The sequence below is a fragment of the Streptomyces sp. NPDC028722 genome (assembly GCF_040637655.1).
Taxonomy (GTDB): Bacteria; Actinomycetota; Actinomycetes; order Streptomycetales; family Streptomycetaceae; genus Streptomyces.
This window is the reverse complement of sequence record NZ_JBEZWU010000032.1, coordinates 69,256-86,530: the sequence shown is the minus strand read 5'-3', so window position 1 is coordinate 86,530 and position 17,275 is coordinate 69,256. Positions and strand designations below refer to the sequence as shown.

At 71.1% G+C, this 17,275-nt stretch carries 16 protein-coding genes, 1 tRNA gene and 2 pseudogenes; 12 read left to right on the top strand and 7 right to left on the bottom strand.

Going from position 1 to position 17,275, the window contains the following annotated elements; all coding sequences use genetic code 11:
• Window positions 1–405: 405 nt before the first annotated feature.
• Window positions 406–1,155 carry a helix-turn-helix domain-containing protein gene (locus AB0F03_RS32930; RefSeq protein WP_361998822.1) on the top strand — a complete coding sequence of 250 codons (750 nt, stop codon included), beginning with the start codon at window positions 406–408 and terminating at the stop codon, window positions 1,153–1,155.
• Between the two features lie 35 nt (window positions 1,156–1,190).
• Here the strand turns inward: AB0F03_RS32930 and AB0F03_RS32925 are convergent, their stop codons facing one another.
• Both AB0F03_RS32925 and AB0F03_RS32920 read right to left on the bottom strand, forming a co-directional pair.
• Complete coding sequence (locus AB0F03_RS32925; protein ID WP_361998820.1) at window positions 1,191–2,741, bottom strand: transglycosylase domain-containing protein; 1,551 nt, start codon at window positions 2,739–2,741, stop codon at window positions 1,191–1,193.
• Window positions 2,742–2,893: 152 nt separating this feature from the next.
• Window positions 2,894–3,955 carry a sigma factor-like helix-turn-helix DNA-binding protein gene (locus AB0F03_RS32920; protein ID WP_361998817.1) on the bottom strand — a complete coding sequence of 354 codons (1,062 nt, stop codon included), beginning with the start codon at window positions 3,953–3,955 and terminating at the stop codon, window positions 2,894–2,896.
• 258 nt (window positions 3,956–4,213) lie between these two features.
• Between AB0F03_RS32920 and AB0F03_RS32915 the strand changes: the two genes are divergently transcribed.
• Together AB0F03_RS32915 and AB0F03_RS32910 are read left to right on the top strand one after the other, a co-directional pair.
• Complete coding sequence (locus tag AB0F03_RS32915) at window positions 4,214–4,750, top strand: SigE family RNA polymerase sigma factor (protein WP_361998814.1); 537 nt, start codon at window positions 4,214–4,216, stop codon at window positions 4,748–4,750.
• Window positions 4,740–5,528 (top strand): hypothetical protein, encoded by a 789-nt coding sequence (locus tag AB0F03_RS32910; protein WP_361998812.1) that lies wholly within the window; start codon window positions 4,740–4,742, stop codon window positions 5,526–5,528. The genes AB0F03_RS32915 and AB0F03_RS32910 overlap by 11 nt, the downstream gene beginning before the upstream one ends.
• A 158-nt stretch (window positions 5,529–5,686) precedes the next feature.
• Here AB0F03_RS32910 and AB0F03_RS32905 read toward each other — a convergent pair whose 3' ends face one another.
• Window positions 5,687–6,295 carry a TetR/AcrR family transcriptional regulator gene (locus AB0F03_RS32905; protein WP_361998809.1) on the bottom strand — a complete coding sequence of 203 codons (609 nt, stop codon included), beginning with the start codon at window positions 6,293–6,295 and terminating at the stop codon, window positions 5,687–5,689.
• 93 nt (window positions 6,296–6,388) lie between these two features.
• On the opposite strand from AB0F03_RS32905, the gene AB0F03_RS32900 reads away from it, so the two are divergent.
• The 4 genes and pseudogenes from AB0F03_RS32900 to AB0F03_RS32885 form a co-directional block, all read left to right on the top strand.
• Window positions 6,389–7,159 (top strand): SDR family oxidoreductase, encoded by a 771-nt coding sequence (locus AB0F03_RS32900; protein WP_361998806.1) that lies wholly within the window; start codon window positions 6,389–6,391, stop codon window positions 7,157–7,159.
• A gap of 152 nt (window positions 7,160–7,311) precedes the next feature.
• Window positions 7,312–7,503 (top strand): annotated as a pseudogene (locus AB0F03_RS32895) (helix-turn-helix transcriptional regulator); the annotation flags it as partial.
• A 152-nt stretch (window positions 7,504–7,655) separates the two neighbouring features.
• Complete coding sequence (locus AB0F03_RS32890) at window positions 7,656–8,126, top strand: SMI1/KNR4 family protein (RefSeq protein WP_361998803.1); 471 nt, start codon at window positions 7,656–7,658, stop codon at window positions 8,124–8,126.
• A gap of 109 nt (window positions 8,127–8,235) precedes the next feature.
• A pseudogene (locus AB0F03_RS32885) lies at window positions 8,236–8,424 on the top strand (site-specific integrase); the annotation flags it as partial.
• A gap of 49 nt (window positions 8,425–8,473) precedes the next feature.
• Here AB0F03_RS32885 and AB0F03_RS32880 read toward each other — a convergent pair.
• Window positions 8,474–8,547 (bottom strand) — tRNA-Gly (locus AB0F03_RS32880).
• A gap of 281 nt (window positions 8,548–8,828) precedes the next feature.
• On the opposite strand from AB0F03_RS32880, the gene AB0F03_RS32875 reads away from it, so the two are divergent.
• The 3 genes from AB0F03_RS32875 to AB0F03_RS32865 all read left to right on the top strand — a co-directional run bounded on the left by AB0F03_RS32875 (window position 8,829) and on the right by AB0F03_RS32865 (window position 10,180).
• A complete protein-coding gene (locus AB0F03_RS32875; RefSeq protein ID WP_361998800.1) occupies window positions 8,829–9,014 on the top strand; it encodes a hypothetical protein in 186 nt (61 codons plus the stop codon).
• Window positions 9,015–9,087: 73 nt separating this feature from the next.
• Window positions 9,088–9,663, top strand: a complete 576-nt coding sequence (gene dcd, locus AB0F03_RS32870; RefSeq protein ID WP_121787742.1) for a dCTP deaminase — start codon at window positions 9,088–9,090, stop codon at window positions 9,661–9,663.
• Window positions 9,664–9,676: 13 nt separating this feature from the next.
• The gene (locus AB0F03_RS32865) at window positions 9,677–10,180 is read left to right on the top strand and encodes a phosphoribosyltransferase (protein ID WP_356945018.1); all 504 of its coding nucleotides are present in this window, start codon (window positions 9,677–9,679) and stop codon (window positions 10,178–10,180) included.
• Window positions 10,181–10,328: 148 nt separating this feature from the next.
• Here the strand turns inward: AB0F03_RS32865 and AB0F03_RS32860 are convergent, their stop codons facing one another.
• Together AB0F03_RS32860 and AB0F03_RS32855 are read right to left on the bottom strand one after the other, a co-directional pair.
• The gene (locus AB0F03_RS32860) at window positions 10,329–11,426 is read right to left on the bottom strand and encodes a YIP1 family protein (RefSeq protein ID WP_361998797.1); all 1,098 of its coding nucleotides are present in this window, start codon (window positions 11,424–11,426) and stop codon (window positions 10,329–10,331) included.
• Between the two features lie 86 nt (window positions 11,427–11,512).
• Window positions 11,513–12,997: an FG-GAP and VCBS repeat-containing protein gene (locus AB0F03_RS32855; RefSeq protein WP_361998794.1), complete on the bottom strand. Its 1,485-nt coding sequence runs from the start codon at window positions 12,995–12,997 to the stop codon at window positions 11,513–11,515.
• A 259-nt stretch (window positions 12,998–13,256) separates the two neighbouring features.
• On the opposite strand from AB0F03_RS32855, the gene AB0F03_RS32850 reads away from it, so the two are divergent.
• The gene (locus AB0F03_RS32850) at window positions 13,257–13,586 is read left to right on the top strand and encodes an antibiotic biosynthesis monooxygenase (protein ID WP_361998792.1); all 330 of its coding nucleotides are present in this window, start codon (window positions 13,257–13,259) and stop codon (window positions 13,584–13,586) included.
• A gap of 128 nt (window positions 13,587–13,714) precedes the next feature.
• Here AB0F03_RS32850 and AB0F03_RS32845 read toward each other — a convergent pair whose 3' ends face one another.
• Window positions 13,715–16,009 carry a (Fe-S)-binding protein gene (locus AB0F03_RS32845; protein WP_361998789.1) on the bottom strand — a complete coding sequence of 765 codons (2,295 nt, stop codon included), beginning with the start codon at window positions 16,007–16,009 and terminating at the stop codon, window positions 13,715–13,717.
• Window positions 16,010–16,217: 208 nt separating this feature from the next.
• On the opposite strand from AB0F03_RS32845, the gene AB0F03_RS32840 reads away from it, so the two are divergent.
• Window positions 16,218–17,270, top strand: coding sequence for an MraY family glycosyltransferase (locus AB0F03_RS32840; RefSeq protein ID WP_361998786.1), 1,053 nt, complete (start codon window positions 16,218–16,220; stop codon window positions 17,268–17,270).
• Window positions 17,271–17,275 lie beyond the last annotated feature (5 nt).

Sequence of the window (17,275 nt, the reverse complement as noted above, 5' to 3'; positions counted from 1 at the left end):
GCCGGACGAACTCCCACTCCATGTCGGTCAGTTCATGACGACGTATCACCCGACCATGATCCACGACTCAAGATCAATTGAAGACACTGCCTAGGGCGGCGGCGACGACCATGGAGGAAGCGGCCGTACGGGAGGCGGAGCGACTGGTGATGCGCATGGATGAACTGCTTTCTCTGTATCCCGGAAAGAGGGATGTCTGAACGTGGTCTGTGCCGGCCGGTCATGCCCTGCCGTGCCGCGTGGGACGCGGACGGGCCCGGACGCACGCGCCGCAAGCGCGGGCCGTGGAAGCCGAGTCGGGCGTGACCGAGCACCCTGGCCGGCGAGGTGCCGTGCTGGGATGACCCAAGCCTGTGCCATGCGGCGTCCCATCGGCCGTTCCGTCGGCGATTCTGGGATGCTGGGATGCCTTCACCGGCTCTGACCTGGGGAAATGCGACCTCCCTGGGATGGCGAACGGGATGGAGGACTGGTGGGGCGGCTGAGGGGATCGCCGATTTCTCGGCGCTGCTGCGCGAGTTGAAGCAGCGGTCCGGGCTGAGTCACGAGGCTCCGGCGAAGCGGGCGCACATGAGCACCCCGACGCTGCACCGGTACTGCGAGGGGGAAGGCGTCCCGGCCGACAACGCGGTCGTCTCCCGCTTCGGGCAGGTGTGCAGGGCGACCGCCGAGGAACTCGCCGAGCCGCACCGAAGCTGGGCCCTGGCGGACGCGGTCCGGGAAAGCGCCCGGCGGTCCGCCACGGACGCGGAACCGGACCCCGCGGAACGGTCCGGAGCCCCCACGTCCGCCCCACCACCGGAACCCGGACCAGACCCTGAGCTCACGCGGGAACCCCCGGAACGCCCTCAGCCGGAGGCACCCCGGGAAACCGGGCCCGCGGCCACGAACTCCGGCGCCCTCCCCACCAGCCGGACCGACCCCACCCACCGCACACCCACGCCCACCCGAAGAGCCCGCAACGGTCAGCGGCCGGACCGGGCCCGGGAACCGGGCCGCCCGCGGGCCGCCCGGCGGTGGGCCCTGGTCGCGGCGGGCACCTCGGTCGTCGCCCGCAGCCACGGCAGGCCGTTCCACGCCAGCGGCAGCCGGGGCCGCCCCGTCCACGAGCACCCGGTCGGCGGCACCTACTGGTACCGCGTGACGGAGAACTGAATCCCGGGGGCCCGGCACGGGGGGACGGTGCTTCCCTATCCGGCAACCTTCCAGACCCCCGCCGCCACCCGCTGTGCGAACTCGGCCGGTGACGGCTCGTTCGGCAGTCGCGCGGGCACCGCCGTTCCCTTTCTGCCGCCTGCCCGGTCGGCGAACAGCGCGACCGTCAGGGCGAGTCGGCCGTCGTACCCGGAGGTCCACACGGTCCGCCGGGTGACCCCGCCACCCGCTCCGCCGGTGATGAACACCTTCGCCCTCGCGCCCGGCGAGCCGGCGGCGACGGGCGTCGGCCCGGACCCCGTTCGTGCGCCCGCCGCCCTCGCCTCCTTCTCGTCCAGCACCCGCCGCACGCCGGGACGCGCCCGGTAGACGGTGCGGCCCTCCCGCGTGATGCGCGCGACGGTGTAAGGCGTGGCGTACCTGCCGTCCGCCGCCACCATCGCGTACGCCGACGCCACGTCCAGCGGAGTCGGCGCCGCCGTCTTCAGCAGTGTGCCCAGCGGCTCGTCCGCCCGCCTCACCCCGGCGAACGGCTCGAGGGCCGTCCCCGCTTCCACCGCCCCGCTCACCGCGTCGTTGAACGGCTGTCGCGCGTAGTCCGAGCCCCCGTACAGCACCCGTACCGCTCCGTCACCGGGCACCATCCCCACGACGGCCGTGTGCACCCGGACGCCCTTGCCCCCGGGACTCTCCCCGGCCAGTTGCGTGGCACGGTCCTGCGCCGCCAGGTCGAAGGTGGTCGTCACGCTGTAACCGCCGCTCGCGAGCTGGTCCTCGGCGATGCCGAGCCGGTCGGCGGCCTCCTTGGCCGCGATGTCGATCAGATACTGCCGCTGCCCCTCGGTCTCGCCCGGCGGATAGAACCGGAACGCCGGGAAACGCGCTGCCGCCCGCTGCCCGGCCGTGATGCTCCCGCTCGCCACCATCGCGTCGAGCACCCACTCCCAGCGGTTCTCCAGCTTGGCGGTCACCTTGGGATCGGAGCCCGCCTTCTCGTAGTACGACGGGATGTTGATGATGGACGCCAGCGCGGCGCCCTGGGCGAGCGTCAGGCTCTTCGCGTCCACGCCGAAGTAGTTGCGCGCGGCGGACTGGATACCGGCGGCGCCACGCCCGAAATACACGGTGTTGAGATAGCCCTCGAGGATCTCGTCCTTGCTGCGGGTACGGTCCAGCTTGATCGCGATGAGCGCCTCGCGCGCCTTGCGGGACAGGGATCGCTCCGGGCTCAGCAGCGCGTTCTTCACGTACTGCTGGGTGATGGTGGAGCCGCCCTGCGGGTCACCGCCCGTCAGCGTCGCCAGGGTGGCCCGTGCGACGGCCCGCGGCGAGATCCCGCTGTCCGTACGGAAGGAGCGGTTCTCCGCGGCGATCACCGCTTCCTGCACATGCCCGGGGACCGCGGACAGCGGGACGTCCTGCCGGTCGACCGGTCCGCGCCGGCCCAGATAGGCGCCCCCCGAGTCGAGGAACACGGTGCTCTGGGTGACGGTCTCGGGGTGCGGCTTCGGGACGGTCGTGAAGTGGTACGCCACGACGGCCGCCGCGCACAGTGTCGCGATCAGGGTGAGGAAGGCGTAGAACAACCGGCGAAGTCGTCGGCCCCGGGTGCGCCGGAACCTGGTCCGCAGCGGCGCGCGCTTTCCCCGCCCGGGGACCGGCCTCCTCCCCTTTCCCGGTCGCCGTGCCGTTCGCGCCGTTCGCTGCCCGGCCGTCCCGTCGTCCGCGTCCATGGCCGTCACCACGTGCTGTCCGACCGTGCGGCGACCTTGCCCGAGGCGTCGTACACCGTGACGATCCGCTCGCCCGATCCCGCGTCGAGCAGCAGCCGTACGTCCTTGTCCGACAACGGCGGGCTCGTGTACCAGACGCCCCAGCCCGGACTTCCCGCCAGGACGAGGACCTTCGCGATGGCCTCGCCGTCACCGGTCCTCACCTCGACCCGGCCCGGCTCGCCGCTCAGGCCGCGGAAGAGGCCCGACAGGAGGAACCCACCGTTCACGCTGTCCACCCGCACGGAGACGCCGGGTTCGTCGAGCGGCCGGTCGCCGCCGTTCTCCGGGAGATGGGTGGGCACCGACCAGTGCCCGCCGTCGGCCGTCAGCCACACCCGTAGCCCCGGTGCGACGGTCACCCGCTCGCCCGGCGCCACGACCCGGACCGGGTTCGTCGCCGAAGGCGCACGGTCCCCTGCCTGGTCCTGGTGCGTCCCCGTCCCGCCCTGCGCACCGCCGCCCCCGTCACCATCCGCCGCGAGCAGGGCGACGGGCACGAGCAGCGCCGCGCCGGCGGCCGAGGCCACGACGAGGCGTCGCCGCCGCACGCGGCCCCCTGCTGCCCGGACATCGGCCAGCGGCACCTCGGACGGGACGATGTCCTGGGCGGCACGGGCGTACACCTCGCGCAGCCGCCCGGGGTCGCCGCCGGCCGCCTTCAGACCGTGACGGGCACAGGCACGTACCGCGCCCACCGAGCAGCCCAGCAACTGGGCGATCTCCGCGTCCGCCAGCCCTTCCCAGATCCGCAGCACGAGAACCGTCCGCCGCCGCGCGGCCCGCCGACCGCGCAACCGGCGCAAGTGGCCCTGCACCAGACAGCGCCGCACATGGAAGTCCGTGTCGTTGCGCGGAACGCGCCGCCACCGCGCGTACGTCCGCACCAGTGTTCTGCGCACCAATTCCTCCGCCGCACCGGGATCGTCGGTGAGCAGCCGCGCGGTCACGAGCAGCCGGGACCAGCGCGTCCGGGCGTACGTGGCGAAGTCGTGGCCGGTGGGGAGCACATCGTGGGTCGGTGGCACCTGGGCAATCCTTAGGCTCGGGAACCCCGTCGCGGCCGGACGTGCGGGCGTCCGTCCGGGTCGGGCAACTGTGCGGTGTGCCGGTAGGTTGATCAGCCGACGAGCCGACACCGTCGAGGAAGAGGGAGCCCGGAACCTCCGCGCACCGTCTACCCGAAGGGCCGCGCTTCGCCGGCTGCGACCTACGCGACTACGGGACCTGTACGCACGGCGGTGGCGGCCGGGTTGCAAGCAAAGGACAGAGATTTCGGTGGAGGCATGACCGAGGACGAGTTCGACGCCTTCTACGCGGCCGCGTTCCCCCGGCTCACCGGACAGCTCTACGCCTTCACCGGAGACCACGGCGAGGCCCAGGACGTCGTACAGGAAGCCTTCGTACGAGCCTGGGACCGGCGCCAGCGGTTCCTGGCGGACGGTGCTCCCGAGGCATGGATCCGCACCGTGGCCATGCGGCTGGCGGTCAGCCGCTGGCGGCGCTCGAGGCGCTGGCTCGAACTGGTGCGGCGCACTCCGCCGCCCGACCCCACCCCGGGGCCGAACCCCGAGTACGCCGCGCTCGTGGCCGCACTTCGGGAACTGCCCGAGGCCCAGCGGATGGCGATCGTCCTGCACCATTTGTGCGACCTGAGTGTGGAGCAGGTAGCCTCCGAGACCCGCGCGCCCGTGGGGACGGTCAAGGCGAGGCTGTCCCGGGGGCGGGCGGAGCTGGCGAAGCGTCTCGCGGGGGACGAGGCCGAAGGGCCGGTCGACGAGGCCGACGGGCCGGTCAGGAAGGAGAGCGGCCGTGGCCGATGAACTTTCCTCCGCGCTGCGCGAGTTGGCCGCGGCACAGGAGACCGCTCCGGTCGTCGGCGGTCCCGCGACACGTGCCCGGGCGATGCGCCGCAGGCGCCGTCGCCGTGCCGCCGCCAGCCTCGGCGCGGGGACCGCGGCCCTCGCGCTGCTGGGCTTCGCCCTGAGCCTCCACCTCGGCACGGCCCCGGACCACCCGGCCGGGCACCGGCCCCCGGCCACGGCCTCCCCGACGGCCTTCTCCGACACGCTCGATCTCTCCCGGCGCACCCTCACGTTCGACGGTCGGGTGATGCCGGTCCTCTCCGAATCCGACGCCCTGCGCAAGGCCGAGAGCCCGATGACCGTGGTCACGAAAGAAGATCCGAGAGAGCAGAGCCACCACGTGTCACCCGGGGGCCGGACCATAGGCCCCACCGTGGTGAGCGTCCGGTACGTGGTCGAGCTGCGCGACAGGGAGGGCCGGCCGCACTACGTCGGCCTCTTCTCCCCGCAGCTCAAGGCCCTGAGCGACGACGTCGGCGGCGGCTGGATCGGCCTCGGCGCCGAAGACATCCAGTGGCTCTACGCCCGGGTCCGCCCCGGAGACACCTTCTCGCTGACGACCGGCCCGACACCGACACCGACAGCCACGCCCTCGTCCGCCGTTCCGGCACCCGACTCCACGGCACCCCGGCCGCGGCTGGACGACATGGTCCACGCCGAGCGCACGAACCACCACAACGACGACGACCGGCCGCAGCCCGACACGCACCACGGGGAGAGGCCCGCCGGGAGCTAGCCCGGCGCTCGTGGTGCGGTTGTGGTGCGGTTCTGGTGCGCGCGCCACCCGCGGGCCCAGACCGCGTTCTCCCGGGTCTCTCACCTGGGGGATGGAGTCCTGCGGCAACAAGATCAAGGCGGCTGCGTACCGCGCCCGCAAGAAGAGCCCGTCCGCGGCTACCTGACCTCGCCCGCCGTCGCGCGGAGGTGCTCGATTCCGGTGTCGAGTGCTGCCTTGAGGTGGGTCGAGTCGCCCGTTGACATCATGATGGCCACGCCTCCCTGAACGCCTGCCAGCAGCGCGGCGGCGGTCCGGTCCACATCCAGGTCCGGTGAAACCAGGCCTTTCGTCCGGAGGGCGCGCATACCGCGGGCCAGCTGCTGCTGCCATCCGCGCATCAGCTCCGTCACGATCGCCCGCGCGCCGGGGCGGGACCTCCCGACCTGGAGGAACAGTGACCCCAGGGGGCACTGGTCGCCCTGCCGTTCATAGCGCTCCACCACCACGTCCCGCCACTGCTGCCAGGACTCCCAGGAGTCCAGCCGTCCCAAGTGCGGCTGCTGGTCCTCCAGGACGCGGTCCGCCTCGAACTGGGCGACCGCCAGCAGCAGTTCGTCCTTGCCGTCGGGGAAGTAGTGGAACAACTGGCTCTTGCTCGTGCCGGTGCGGCTGCGGATGTCGTCGAGCGTGGTGAAGCCGACGCCTTGCTCGCGCAGTACCTCGGCCGCCCCCTCGACGATGCGGGCCCGTGTGGCGCGACCCTTCGCGGTCGGCGCGTCCGGCATCTGATCCCCTCTCCACCCTGCTTTCTGGACTTGCAGGTCCATTTTATGCGGCGCAGCCTGGTCCGCACACAGCGAGGCGAAGGAGATCACGTCATGGGTGAACGACTGCGGGACAAGACGGCACTGGTCACGGGATCCACCAGCAATATCGGGCGGGCGATCGCCGAAGCGTTCGCCGCCGAGGGGGCCCACGTCGTCGTGTCCGGGCGCGATCGGGAACGGGGCGCGCGCGTCGTGGAAGGGATCCGCGCATCCGGCGGGCGGGCCGATTTCCTGGCGGCGGCCCTCGACGGGAGCATGGAGGCTTCCCGGGACCTGGCAGATCGGGCCCGTGAGACCTTGGGCGGCCGGATCGACATCCTGGTGAACAACGCCGGCGTCTACCCGGCCCCCGGCACCACCGCCACCGACGAGGCGACGTTCGACCGGGTCTACGGCGTGAACGTCAAGGCGCCGTTCTTCCTCACCGCCGCCGTCGCCCCCGCCATGGCTGACGCCGGCAGCGGAGTGATCATCAACCTCGGCTCGTGGATCGCGCGCCTGGGTGTTCCGCTCGGTGCCCTCTACAGCTCCACCAAGGGGGCGATGGAGACGCTCACACGGGCATGGGCCGCGGAGTTCGGCCCGAGGGGCGTGCGGGTGAACGCCGTCTCACCGGGCGTGATCCTGCCCCCGGCCCCGGAAGGCGGCGAGCCCCATCCGGGCGAGATCATGATGAAGGGCACCCCGGCCGGTGGCGTCGGTACGCCGGACGCCATCGCTCATGCCGTGGTCTGGCTGGCCAGCGACGAAGCGGCCTTCGTGCACGGAACCGTGGTGGACGTCGACGGGGGCAGAACAGGGGTCGCTGTCATCGCTGCGTAGTGCCGGTACGGACCCGTCCCGGGTCTGCCGTACGTCGGCGGCTGATGTCTCGACCCGGACAGCGATCAACCCCAGGTCATTGACCTCGGGATGCTGGCAGAAGCCCGTGGGCACCAACTTGCCGAGCGCACAAGGAGTACGGGCTGGCCCATCGGGACGTGGCTGCCCGCATGGGTGTGAGCATCGCTCGCGTGTCCCAGATCGAGCACGGTGACGTCGCCACTCTCGATGTCATCGCGCGCTATGTCGAGGCGCTCGGCGGCAGGTTGGACCTGGTCGCCGACTTCGGTGACCACACGCGGCGGATGCCGGCAAGTGATGATCAGGGCGGTGCGGCTGCATGACCTGCTTCGAGGCGCTGGGCTGGTGTCATGCGTCTGACCTGCCGTGGACCCGGAACGGTGCGCAGGCGGTAGCCGACTGGTTCCCCGCTGTTCCCCGTGGTTTCCCGCAGCATCTGGCACGTCCGACCACTGGGGGCTGAGAGTCTGAGCCCGTGACTGATGATGAGGTTGTCGAGGCGTTGCGGATCGTAGCGCGGGCGGGGACTTTGCCACCGCCCGCAACACCGGAGGCTGTCGCCGCGGCGGAAGAGGCCATCGGGTTCCCGTTGCCTCCCCTCCTGCGGCGCCTGTACGTCGAGGTCGCCAACGGCGGATTCGGCCCGAACGAAGGAATCCTGGGCGTGAGCGGTGGGGCCGCCCAGGGCAACTTCGCGGACATCGCCGACCTGTACCAGGACGGCCCCGATCCGTCCGGCCGCATCCCGGCCGGCCTGGTACTGATCTATGACTGGGGCTGCACTATCTGGTCGCTGGTCGACTTCCGCGATCCTGCGGGCATCATGTGGTGCAACCACGAAGGCGAGTGCTGGTCCCAGAGCGTGAACCTCGCGGAATGGCTGACGGGCACGCTGGCAGGAACCCTGACGGTGGAAACACTGCTGGAGAGTAGACCCACTTCGTAGGCCCGCCCTCCCCCTGCTTCATACCGCCCCTCTGCCCTACTTCCTCGTTCTCCGCCGCATGGACGAGAGACCGGTCCGCCAACTTCCGCCCTCGCCATGAAGGAGGCACATCAAGGACACGATGGTCCGCGCCGGGCAGTCGTCCGAGAAGGCCGCGCTGATCTACCAGCACTCCGACAAAGCGCGCCAGGAAATGGTCGCCGCCGGCCTCGACGCCGCCGTGCGGAAGGCGCGGGCCGCCGCGGCAGGGAAGGCGTCCGGCAAGCCTTCTGGCACGGATCTGGCACGCGACGAGTGACCACAGCGGACAGCAAAACGGCCCAGGTCTTCGACCTGGGCCTTCTTCGTGGAGCGGGTGACGAGAATCGAACTCGCGCTCTCAGCTTGGGAAGCTGATGTTCTACCATTAAACTACACCCGCGTAAGTACGGACGGGCCCGTGTGGAGCCGGTGTCCGGACGTTCGCTCACTTTACATCATCGCGGAGCCCTGGTGGCGGCAGGTCAGGGGTTTGAGTCGGGCGCAGCGTGGGATACGGCTACGGGCGGGCGGAGTTGGGGCGTACCGTGGAGCGCCGGCGGCGGGGTTCGGTGAGGCCGGAGTGCCGCCTGGAGAGTCGTCTCTTTGATCCCGTAATGTGGCTTTTGCCGTCCGGGCAGCAACGCCGGACGCGGCTCTTGGGGAAGGGACTTGAGGGACTTGATGGAACGCACCGTTGTCCGTTGCGCGGACGGGCACGTCTTCAGCACCGCGTCGTTCCCGATGCAGCAGGCCGGCCGGCTCGGCCCCGGCCGGCTCGTGCGGTGTCCGCGGTGTGCCCGGCTCCGCAGCGCGGTCCCGGTCGTGCCGGAGCCGCGGCAGGCGGTGGTGACGGGACGCGCCTCGTAGCCGGGTAGTCACCGCGGGCGCGCGGAGCCGTCCTGATTGTCACGGCTCCGCGCGGCTTGCGTATCCTCGCTACGTGCTTCTCTCAGACAAGGACATCCGGGCCGAGATCGACGCCGGGCGGGTACGGATCGATCCCTACGACGAATCCATGGTGCAGCCGTCGAGCATCGACGTACGGCTGGACCGGTACTTCCGGGTGTTCGAGAACCACCGGTACCCGCACATCGACCCCTCCGTCGAGCAGGCGGACCTGACGCGGCTGGTGGAGCCCGAGGGCGACGAGCCGTTCATCCTGCATCCCGGGGAGTTCGTGCTGGCGTCGACGTACGAGGTCATCTCGCTCCCCGACGACCTGGCCTCGCGGCTGGAGGGGAAGAGCTCGCTCGGGCGGCTGGGGCTCGTCACGCACTCCACCGCCGGGTTCATCGACCCCGGTTTCAGCGGGCACGTCACCCTGGAGCTGTCCAACCTGGCCACGCTCCCCATCAAGCTGTGGCCGGGGATGAAGATCGGGCAGCTGTGCATGTTCCGGCTGACCTCGCCGGCCGAGTCGCCGTACGGCAGCGAGCGGTACGGGTCCCGGTACCAGGGGCAGCGCGGGCCGACCGCCTCGCGCTCCTTCCTGAACTTCCATCGGACCCAGGTGTGAGGGCGACGACGACATGAGTGACGCACACGTGCGGGAGAACCTGACCTACGAGCGGTTCGGGTCCGCCATCCGTGAGCTGGCGCAGACCATCGCCGACGACGGGTACGAGCCCGACGTCGTGCTGAGCATCGCGCGCGGCGGCGTCTTCGTCGCCGGCGGGCTCGCCTACGCCCTGGACTGCAAGAACATCCATCTCGTGAACGTCGAGTTCTACACCGGTGTGGGGACCACCCTGGAGATGCCGGTCATGCTCGCGCCCGTGCCGAACGTGATCGACTTCTCCGACAAGAAGGTGCTGATCACCGACGACGTCGCCGACACCGGCAAGACGCTGAAGCTCGTACGCGACTTCTGTCTCGACACCGTCGCCGAGGTGCGCTCCGCGGTGGTCTACGAGAAGTCCCACTCCCTCGTGAAGTGCGAGTACGTGTGGAAGCGCACCGATGACTGGATCAACTTCCCGTGGAGCGTCGAGCCGCCCGTGGTGAAGCGGGCCGGGCAGGTTCTCGACGCCTGATCCCGCCGACGATGCGGGCAGTCCCGCCGATGGGGGTGCGGACAGTCCCGCCGAGGGTGCGGAGAGCCCGGCCGCCGACGCGGTAGGTCCCGTCGCTCACGCGCAGGAGCCCCCGGCTGTCGTGCCGGGGGCTCTCGTGTGCGGACGGTCAGAACGTGCCCAGCTTCACGATCGACAGCAGTGCGACCAGCTGGATGGCCGACGCGCCCAGCGCCTTCGGCCAGGGCAGGTCGTGGGAGCGGGAGACCATCAGGGTCAGCAGGGCTCCCGCGCCGATCCAGGTGGCCCAGCCGAGGATCTGGACGAAGCCGGCGTCGCCGCCGAAGAACATGGCGAAGACCAGGCGGGGTGTGTCCGTGAGGGCCGTGATCAGCATGGACAGGCCCACTGTGGGCTGCCAGGCGCCGTCACCGCCGAGCTGGCGGGCCAGGGTGTGGGTGACCACGCCGAGGACGAACAGGCCCAGCACCATCACGACCGCCGTCACCAGCACGATCGGCACCGCGTTGGACAGCGTCGCGCTGATCGCGTCCGCGCGGGCGCCGTCGAAGCCGAAGACGGCGAGCAGCCCGTAGAGGAAGGTCACGACGAGGGCGGGGGTCCACATCGTGTAGTCCCGCATCCGCAAGAAGGTGTCGTTCGGGGAGAGGACGATCCCCCGCAACAGTTCCTTCCAGTGCAGGGGCGGGCCGAGCGGTGCGGCGGGTGCGGCGGGTGAGCCGGCGTGGTAGGTCGCGCCCTGGGTGTAGCCGGCGGCCTCGTCGACCGAGAACGCCTGGGTGTGGCCCGGGTTGTTGGCCGCGTAGGGGTCGTGTGTGCCGGGGCCCTGGCCCGGGTGGCCGTCGTCGCCGAAGTACTCCGGCCCGTCGCCGGCCGGTCCCGGATAGCCGTACTGCGGTCCGGACTGTGGGTACGGTTGTCCCGTCCGGGGGTACGGCGGTTGCGGCGCCGGCGGGTAGCCGTACGAGGGGCCGCCGCCCTGCCGTCCGCGCGGCGGCCGGCCGTGCGGAGGCCGGTCGTACGGCGCCTGGCCCTGCGGCGGCTGACCGTACGGCGGCCCCCCGGCCTGAGCGGGGCCGCGGCCGTACGACGGTCCCTGCGGCGCCTGTTGTCCCTGGGGGGTGCGGTTGTTTCGGCCCCCGCGTCCGATCCTGAATCCAGCCACGTCATCGAACGTACCTGGTCCCGGCGGCCGACGTGCCGGGCCCGGCGGTCCGGGCCCGGCTTTGCGGCCGACCTGTGACATCCCCTAAGGGACCGTCAGCAGAACGACCAGGGATTCTTCGGGGTTTCCCCGGTACGCGCCCGGTCACCGCCCCTCGCGGTGGCCGGTCAGTCCGCGAAGACGGCGCTGAACTGCGGGGTGCCGGTGGTGGAGACACCGACGGTGGACGCGCCGACGGCACGCGAGCCGGTCGTGGTGATCTTCGTGCCGTCGGACGGCAGGTAGGTGACCGCGCCGTCGCCGCCGTTCTCGTACGAGCCGATCACCAGGTCGGCCCTGCCGTCGCCGGTGACGTCGTCGAGCTTGACGTCGGCGCCGAACAGGTCGGACTTCTCGCCGCCGCCGGGGACGCCCGCGGAGTCCTGGGAGAAGGACTGGGCGCGGGAGGCGGTGTTCACGCCGGAGGCGGAGCCGTACAGGACGGTGACGCTGCCGGTGTCGGGGACGCCGTCGATGTCCTCCTGCGGGCTGCTGACGACGAGGTCCTGGTAGCCGTCGCCGTCGATGTCGCCGAGGTCGAGCTCCCAGCCGAAGGCGTCGCCCTTCTCCGAGGAGCCGGGGACGTTGCCGGTGTTCTGGGTGATGCCGGTGGTGGCGGCCGGGCCGGACGCGGAGCCGTAGGTGACGTTGACCTTGCCGCCGGTGGCGGAGTCCGGGATGGCCGTGCCGTCGCTGGTCCTGGTGTCCCAGTCGGCGCCGCTGACGATGTCGCCGAAGCCGTCGCCGTTGATGTCGCCGATGGCGGTGATGATGCCGGCCTTGAGGGCCTTGGCCGAGGCGCCGCTCAGGCCGCCGCTGGTGCCGGGCAGCCAGTAGTTGGTGTTCCAGCCGTACTGCGTCCTGGTCTCGTAGCCGTCGACGACGAGGTCGGTGCGGCCGTCGCCGTTGATGTCGCCGGCGGTCAGGTTCAGCGGGCCGTAGGGGTAGTCGTTGCTGCCCGTCCGGATCGGCGGCTTGACGGTGGTCCGGCTGCCGTAGCCGCCGGCGGTGGTGAAGCCGCCCCGGTACAGGTACAGGGTGCTGGCGGAGCTGCCGACGACCAGGTCGGCCCTGCCGTCGCCGTCGAAGTCGCCGGCGGCCAGGTTCTGGCCCCAGTAGTCGTGGGAGGAGGCGGCCGGGTCGGGCACGTCGATGCCCTTGCCGGTCAGGCCGCTGCTGGAGCCCCAGAGGATGGCCAGGGCGCCGCCGTTCGTGTCGGTGCCCACCTTCTCGTCCGGCGTGCTGACGGCGAGGTCGTCGTAGCCGTCGCCGTTGAAGTCGGCGTACGCCAGATCGGCGCCGAAGAAGTCGCCGGCCTCGGCGGTGCCGGGGACACCGGAGGTGTTCTGGCTGATGGTGGTGCGCTTGGCGGAGGAGACACCGGTGGCGGTGCCGTACAGGACGACGACCTGTCCGGCGTTCTTGAGGCCGCTGACGTAGGCGCCGGCGGCCGCGGTGGCGACGTCGCCGATCCCGTCGCCGTTGAAGTCGGCCTTCACGACCTTGGTGGAGTCGGCGGCGGTGGCGGGGGAGGCGGCGAACGTGAGCAGGCCGCCCGTCAGCGCGGCGGCGACGGCCGTCGCGAGGACTGCTCGCGGCTGGTGCGTGTGCATGCGTTCTCCTGCGGCATGCGGGGGATGCCTGGCGGGGCATCCGCAGTTGATGGGGTGCGTCCGTCCGCGTTCATCACGGGTTGTTCCGCGGTTCACGGGCGGTCGGCGATCAGGAGACCCGCCGTGGTGCGCAAGGGTTGTACGTGTGTTCGGTAACGGTCTGGGATCGCTGTGACCCGTGGGGCCCCGGAGGTGGGCACGGGCGCGCCTTCACCGCCGTCCTGCGGTGCGGGCCTCGGCCATGGTCCAGGATGGGTCCATGAGCGTAGTGAAGATCAACGTGCTGACCGTGCCCGCCGAGCAGCGGGAGACGCTGGAGAAGCGGTTCGCCTCGCGGGCCCACGCCGTGGAGAACTCCGACGGCTTCGAGTGGTTCGAGCTGCTGCGGCCCGTCGAGGGCACCGACCAGTACCTCGTGTACACGCGCTGGCGTGACGAGGCGTCCTTCCAGGCGTGGATGGAGGGCCCGATGAAGTCCGCGCACCAGGGCGGCGGCGAGGGCGGCGGCGAGCGGCCGAAGCCGGCGGCCTCCGGTTCGACCCTGTGGTCGTTCGAGGTCGTGCAGCAGGCGGGCGCCGGGAACGCCTGACCCCTCCCCGGGACACGACCGGCCGTCCCGCCCCCTCACGGGGGCGACCGCCCACCCCACACGCGACGACACCCCCTGCCTGTGCGGGTCAGGGGGTGTCGTCGGGTTCCGGGACGGTCAGCGGGCCGTCACTTCACCGGCTCCGGCTCCGGCTCGTTCGCCGAGTCGGCCGTGCCCGCCGGGGGCTCGTCGTCCGCGACCGGGGTGCGGACGGAGTCCAGCAGCAGCTGGGCGACGTCCACGACCTGGACGGACTCCTTGGCCTTGCCCTCGTTCTTCTTGCCGTTCACCGAGTCCGTGAGCATGACCAGGCAGAACGGGCAGGCGGTGGAGACGATGTCCGGGTTGAGGGAGAGGGCCTCGTCGACGCGCTCGTTGTTGATGCGCTTGCCGATCCGCTCTTCCATCCACATCCGGGCGCCGCCGGCGCCGCAGCAGAAGCCCCGCTCCTTGTGGCGGTGCATCTCCTCGTTGCGCAGACCCGGGACCTTGCCGATGATCTCGCGCGGGGGCGTGTAGATCTTGTTGTGGCGGCCCAGGTAGCACGGGTCGTGGTAGGTGATGAGGCCCTCGACCGGGGTGACCGGGATCAGCTTGCCCTCGTCCACCAGGTGCTGGAGCAGCTGGGTGTGGTGGATGACCTCGTAGTCGCCGCCGAGCTGCGGGTACTCGTTGCCGAGCGTGTTGAGGCAGTGCGGGCAGGTGGCGACGATCTTCTTCGCCGACCTGGGCTTCCTGGACTCCGCCGTGACCTTGCCGTCGTCGTCCAGTTCCTCGCCGAACGCCGTGTTCAGGGCCATGACGTTCTCCATGCCGAGCTCCTGGAACAGGGGCTCGTTGCCGAGGCGGCGGGCGGAGTCACCGGTGCACTTCTCGTCGCCGCCCATGATCGCGAACTTGACGCCCGCGATGTGGAGGAGTTCGGCGAAGGCCTTGGTCGTCTTCTTGGCGCGGTCCTCGAGGGCGCCGGCGCAGCCGACCCAGTACAGGTACTCGATCTCGGTGAGGTCCTCGATGTCCTTGCCGACGACCGGGACCTCGAAGTCGACCTCCTTGGTCCACTCCAGGCGCTGCTTCTTGGCCAGGCCCCAGGGGTTGCCCTTCTTCTCCAGGTTCTTGAGCATCGTGCCCGCCTCGGACGGGAACGCGGACTCGATCATCACCTGGTAGCGGCGCATGTCGACGATGTGGTCGACGTGCTCGATGTCGACCGGGCACTGCTCGACGCAGGCGCCGCAGGTGGTGCAGGACCACAGGACGTCCGGGTCGATGACGCCGTTCTCCTCGGCGGTGCCGATCAGCGGGCGCTCGGCCTCGGCGAGGGCGGCGGCGGGGACGCCGGCCAGCTGCTCCTCGCTCGCCTTCTCCTCGCCCTCCATGGTCTTGCCGCCGCCGGCCAGCAGGTACGGGGCCTTGGCGTGGGCGTGGTCCCGCAGGGACATGATGAGGAGCTTGGGGGAGAGCGGCTTGCCGGTGTTCCAGGCGGGGCACTGCGACTGGCAGCGGCCGCACTCGGTGCAGGTGGAGAAGTCGAGCAGGCCCTTCCAGGAGAACTGCTCGACCTGGGAGACGCCGAAGACGTCGTCGTCGCCGGGGTCCTCGAAGTCGATCGGCTTGCCGCCGGAGGTCATCGGCGCCAGGGCGCCCAGGGCGGTGGAGCCGTCGGCGTTGCGCTTGAACCAGATGTTCGGGAACGCCAGGAAGCGGTGCCAGGCCACACCCATGTTCGTGTTGAGCGAGACCGTGATCATCCAGATCATGGTCGTGCCCAGCTTGATCATGGCGGCGAGGTACGTGAGGTTCTGGAGCGTGGTGAGGCTCAGGCCCTTGAAGGCGAGGACCAGCGGGTACGAGGCGAAGTAGGCGGCCTCGTAGTGGTCCACGTGGTGCAGGGCGCCTTCGAGGCCGCGCAGGGTGTAGATCGCCAGGCCGATGATGAGGATGACGTACTCGACGAAGTACGCCTGGCCCATCTTCGAGCCCGCGAACCGGGACTTGCGGCCGGGCCGCGACGGCAGGCTCAGCAGGCGGATGACGATCAGCGTCGCGATGCCCAGGGTGGTCATCGCGCCGATGAACTCGATGTACAGCTCGTACGGCAGGAAGCCGCCGAGGACCGGGAGGGTCCAGTCGGCCCGGAAGAGCTGTCCGTAGGCGTTGATGATGGTCGGCGGCAGCGTCAGGAAGCCGATGGCCACGAACCAGTGGGCGACGCCCACGATGCCCCACCGGTTCATCCGGGTGTGCCCGAGGAACTCCCGGACCAGGGTCACGCTGCGCTGGTAGGGGTTGTCGGTCCGGGATCCGGCGGGGACGGGCTGGCCCAGTCTGAAGTGCCGGACGAACTGGCCGATGGCACGGGCGAGCAGCGCGACGCCGACCACGGTCAGGACCAGCGACACGATGATCGCGGCGAGTTGCATGGGGGCTCCTGAGGCGGCCTGGGATTAACCGAGCAACATTACTAAGCGGTAACTTATGCGGTTCGTCTGAGACTACCCCCATCATCCGCCGGGATGCAGCAGGGTGCGGGGTGATCTGGGTCGCTGAGGTGGCCTGCGTCCGCGTTACCCGGGCAATCCGATCGTGTTATTCATCCCGAATTGCTACATTCGCCCCTACCTTAGAGCCGTGCTCTACGGGATCGCCGCCGCAACCGCAGCTCTGCTCCTCGCCGCCGTGCTCGCGGCGCTGCTCCGGGTGCCCGCACTGCGGCTGGGCGTCCTCGACCGGCGACGGCAGCGTCCCCTGCCGGTGCTGGGCGGGCTCGCCGTCGTGGTCGTCACCTGTCTGGTCGCCTGGGTGGGTGAATGGACCCGGATCGCCCCGCTCGGCGAGGGGGTGGGGAAGCTGCTGGCCGCCGCCGCCGCGGTCGCCCTGCTCGGCCTGGTGGCCGACGTGTGGCGGCTCCGCGCGCGCGTGCTCGTCGCCGGTACGGCCGTGGCGGCGGCCTGCGTGGTGCCCTACGACGAGACGGGCGCGCCGGGCGGCGCGCTCGCCGTGGGCTGCATCGTGCTCGCCTCCCTGGCCTTCAAGGGCCTCGACCACGCGGACGGCCTGGCGGGGACGGTCGGGGTGGTCACCGCGTTCGGCGCGGGGGCCTGTGCCGCCGCGGAGGTGATGGACGGGCTCGCCGTGCTGCTGAGCGTGTTCGCCGCCGCCCTCACCGGCTTCCTGATGCACAACTGGCATCCCGCGCGGGTCGGCATGGGGGCGTGCGGATCGCTGTTCACGGGGTTCCTGCTGGCGTCGTCCGTGGTCTTCACGCGCGCGGGCTACCCGCTCGGGCCGAGCGCGGCGGTGGCGTTCTGCCTCGGCGCGGTCGCCGCCGCCGACGCCGTCCTCGTGGTCCTGGCCCGGCTCCTGGCCCGGCACCCGCTGCTGCGCCGGCGCCCGGACCACCTCGCGCACCGGCTGCGGCGGCTCGGGCTGACCCCGCCGGGGTCCGTCGTACTGCTGGGTGCCGGCTCCTTCTCGGCGGTGCTCGTCGGGGTACTCGTCCACGCGGGGTGGACGGGCGACGGGGCCGCGCTGTGGGTCGCGGGGACGGCGCTGCTCGCGGTGCTGGTGCTGCTGCGCGTCCCTGTCCCGCCGCCTCGGCGTGGACCGCGCGTTCCTGGGCAGCCACCCCGGCGCGAGGCATCAACGCAGGTCACAGGCCACTTGCGCGTAAGGAACGGATAAGACTT

Excerpts from the sequence above, each read along its gene's own strand:
- AB0F03_RS32930 (WP_361998822.1), top strand. The coding sequence starts at position 406 with ATGCCTTCACCGGCTCTGACCTGGGGAAATGCGACCTCCCTGGGATGG.
- AB0F03_RS32915 (WP_361998814.1), top strand. The coding sequence starts at position 4,214 with ATGACCGAGGACGAGTTCGACGCCTTCTACGCGGCCGCGTTCCCCCGG.
- AB0F03_RS32905 (WP_361998809.1), bottom strand. The coding sequence starts at position 6,295 with ATGCCGGACGCGCCGACCGCGAAGGGTCGCGCCACACGGGCCCGCATC.
- AB0F03_RS32900 (WP_361998806.1), top strand. The coding sequence starts at position 6,389 with ATGGGTGAACGACTGCGGGACAAGACGGCACTGGTCACGGGATCCACC.
- AB0F03_RS32875 (WP_361998800.1), top strand. The coding sequence starts at position 8,829 with ATGGAACGCACCGTTGTCCGTTGCGCGGACGGGCACGTCTTCAGCACC.
- AB0F03_RS32865 (WP_356945018.1), top strand. The coding sequence starts at position 9,677 with ATGAGTGACGCACACGTGCGGGAGAACCTGACCTACGAGCGGTTCGGG.
- AB0F03_RS32860 (WP_361998797.1), bottom strand. The coding sequence starts at position 11,426 with ATGTCACAGGTCGGCCGCAAAGCCGGGCCCGGACCGCCGGGCCCGGCA.
- AB0F03_RS32855 (WP_361998794.1), bottom strand. The coding sequence starts at position 12,997 with ATGCACACGCACCAGCCGCGAGCAGTCCTCGCGACGGCCGTCGCCGCC.
- AB0F03_RS32850 (WP_361998792.1), top strand. The coding sequence starts at position 13,257 with ATGAGCGTAGTGAAGATCAACGTGCTGACCGTGCCCGCCGAGCAGCGG.
- AB0F03_RS32845 (WP_361998789.1), bottom strand. The coding sequence starts at position 16,009 with ATGCAACTCGCCGCGATCATCGTGTCGCTGGTCCTGACCGTGGTCGGC.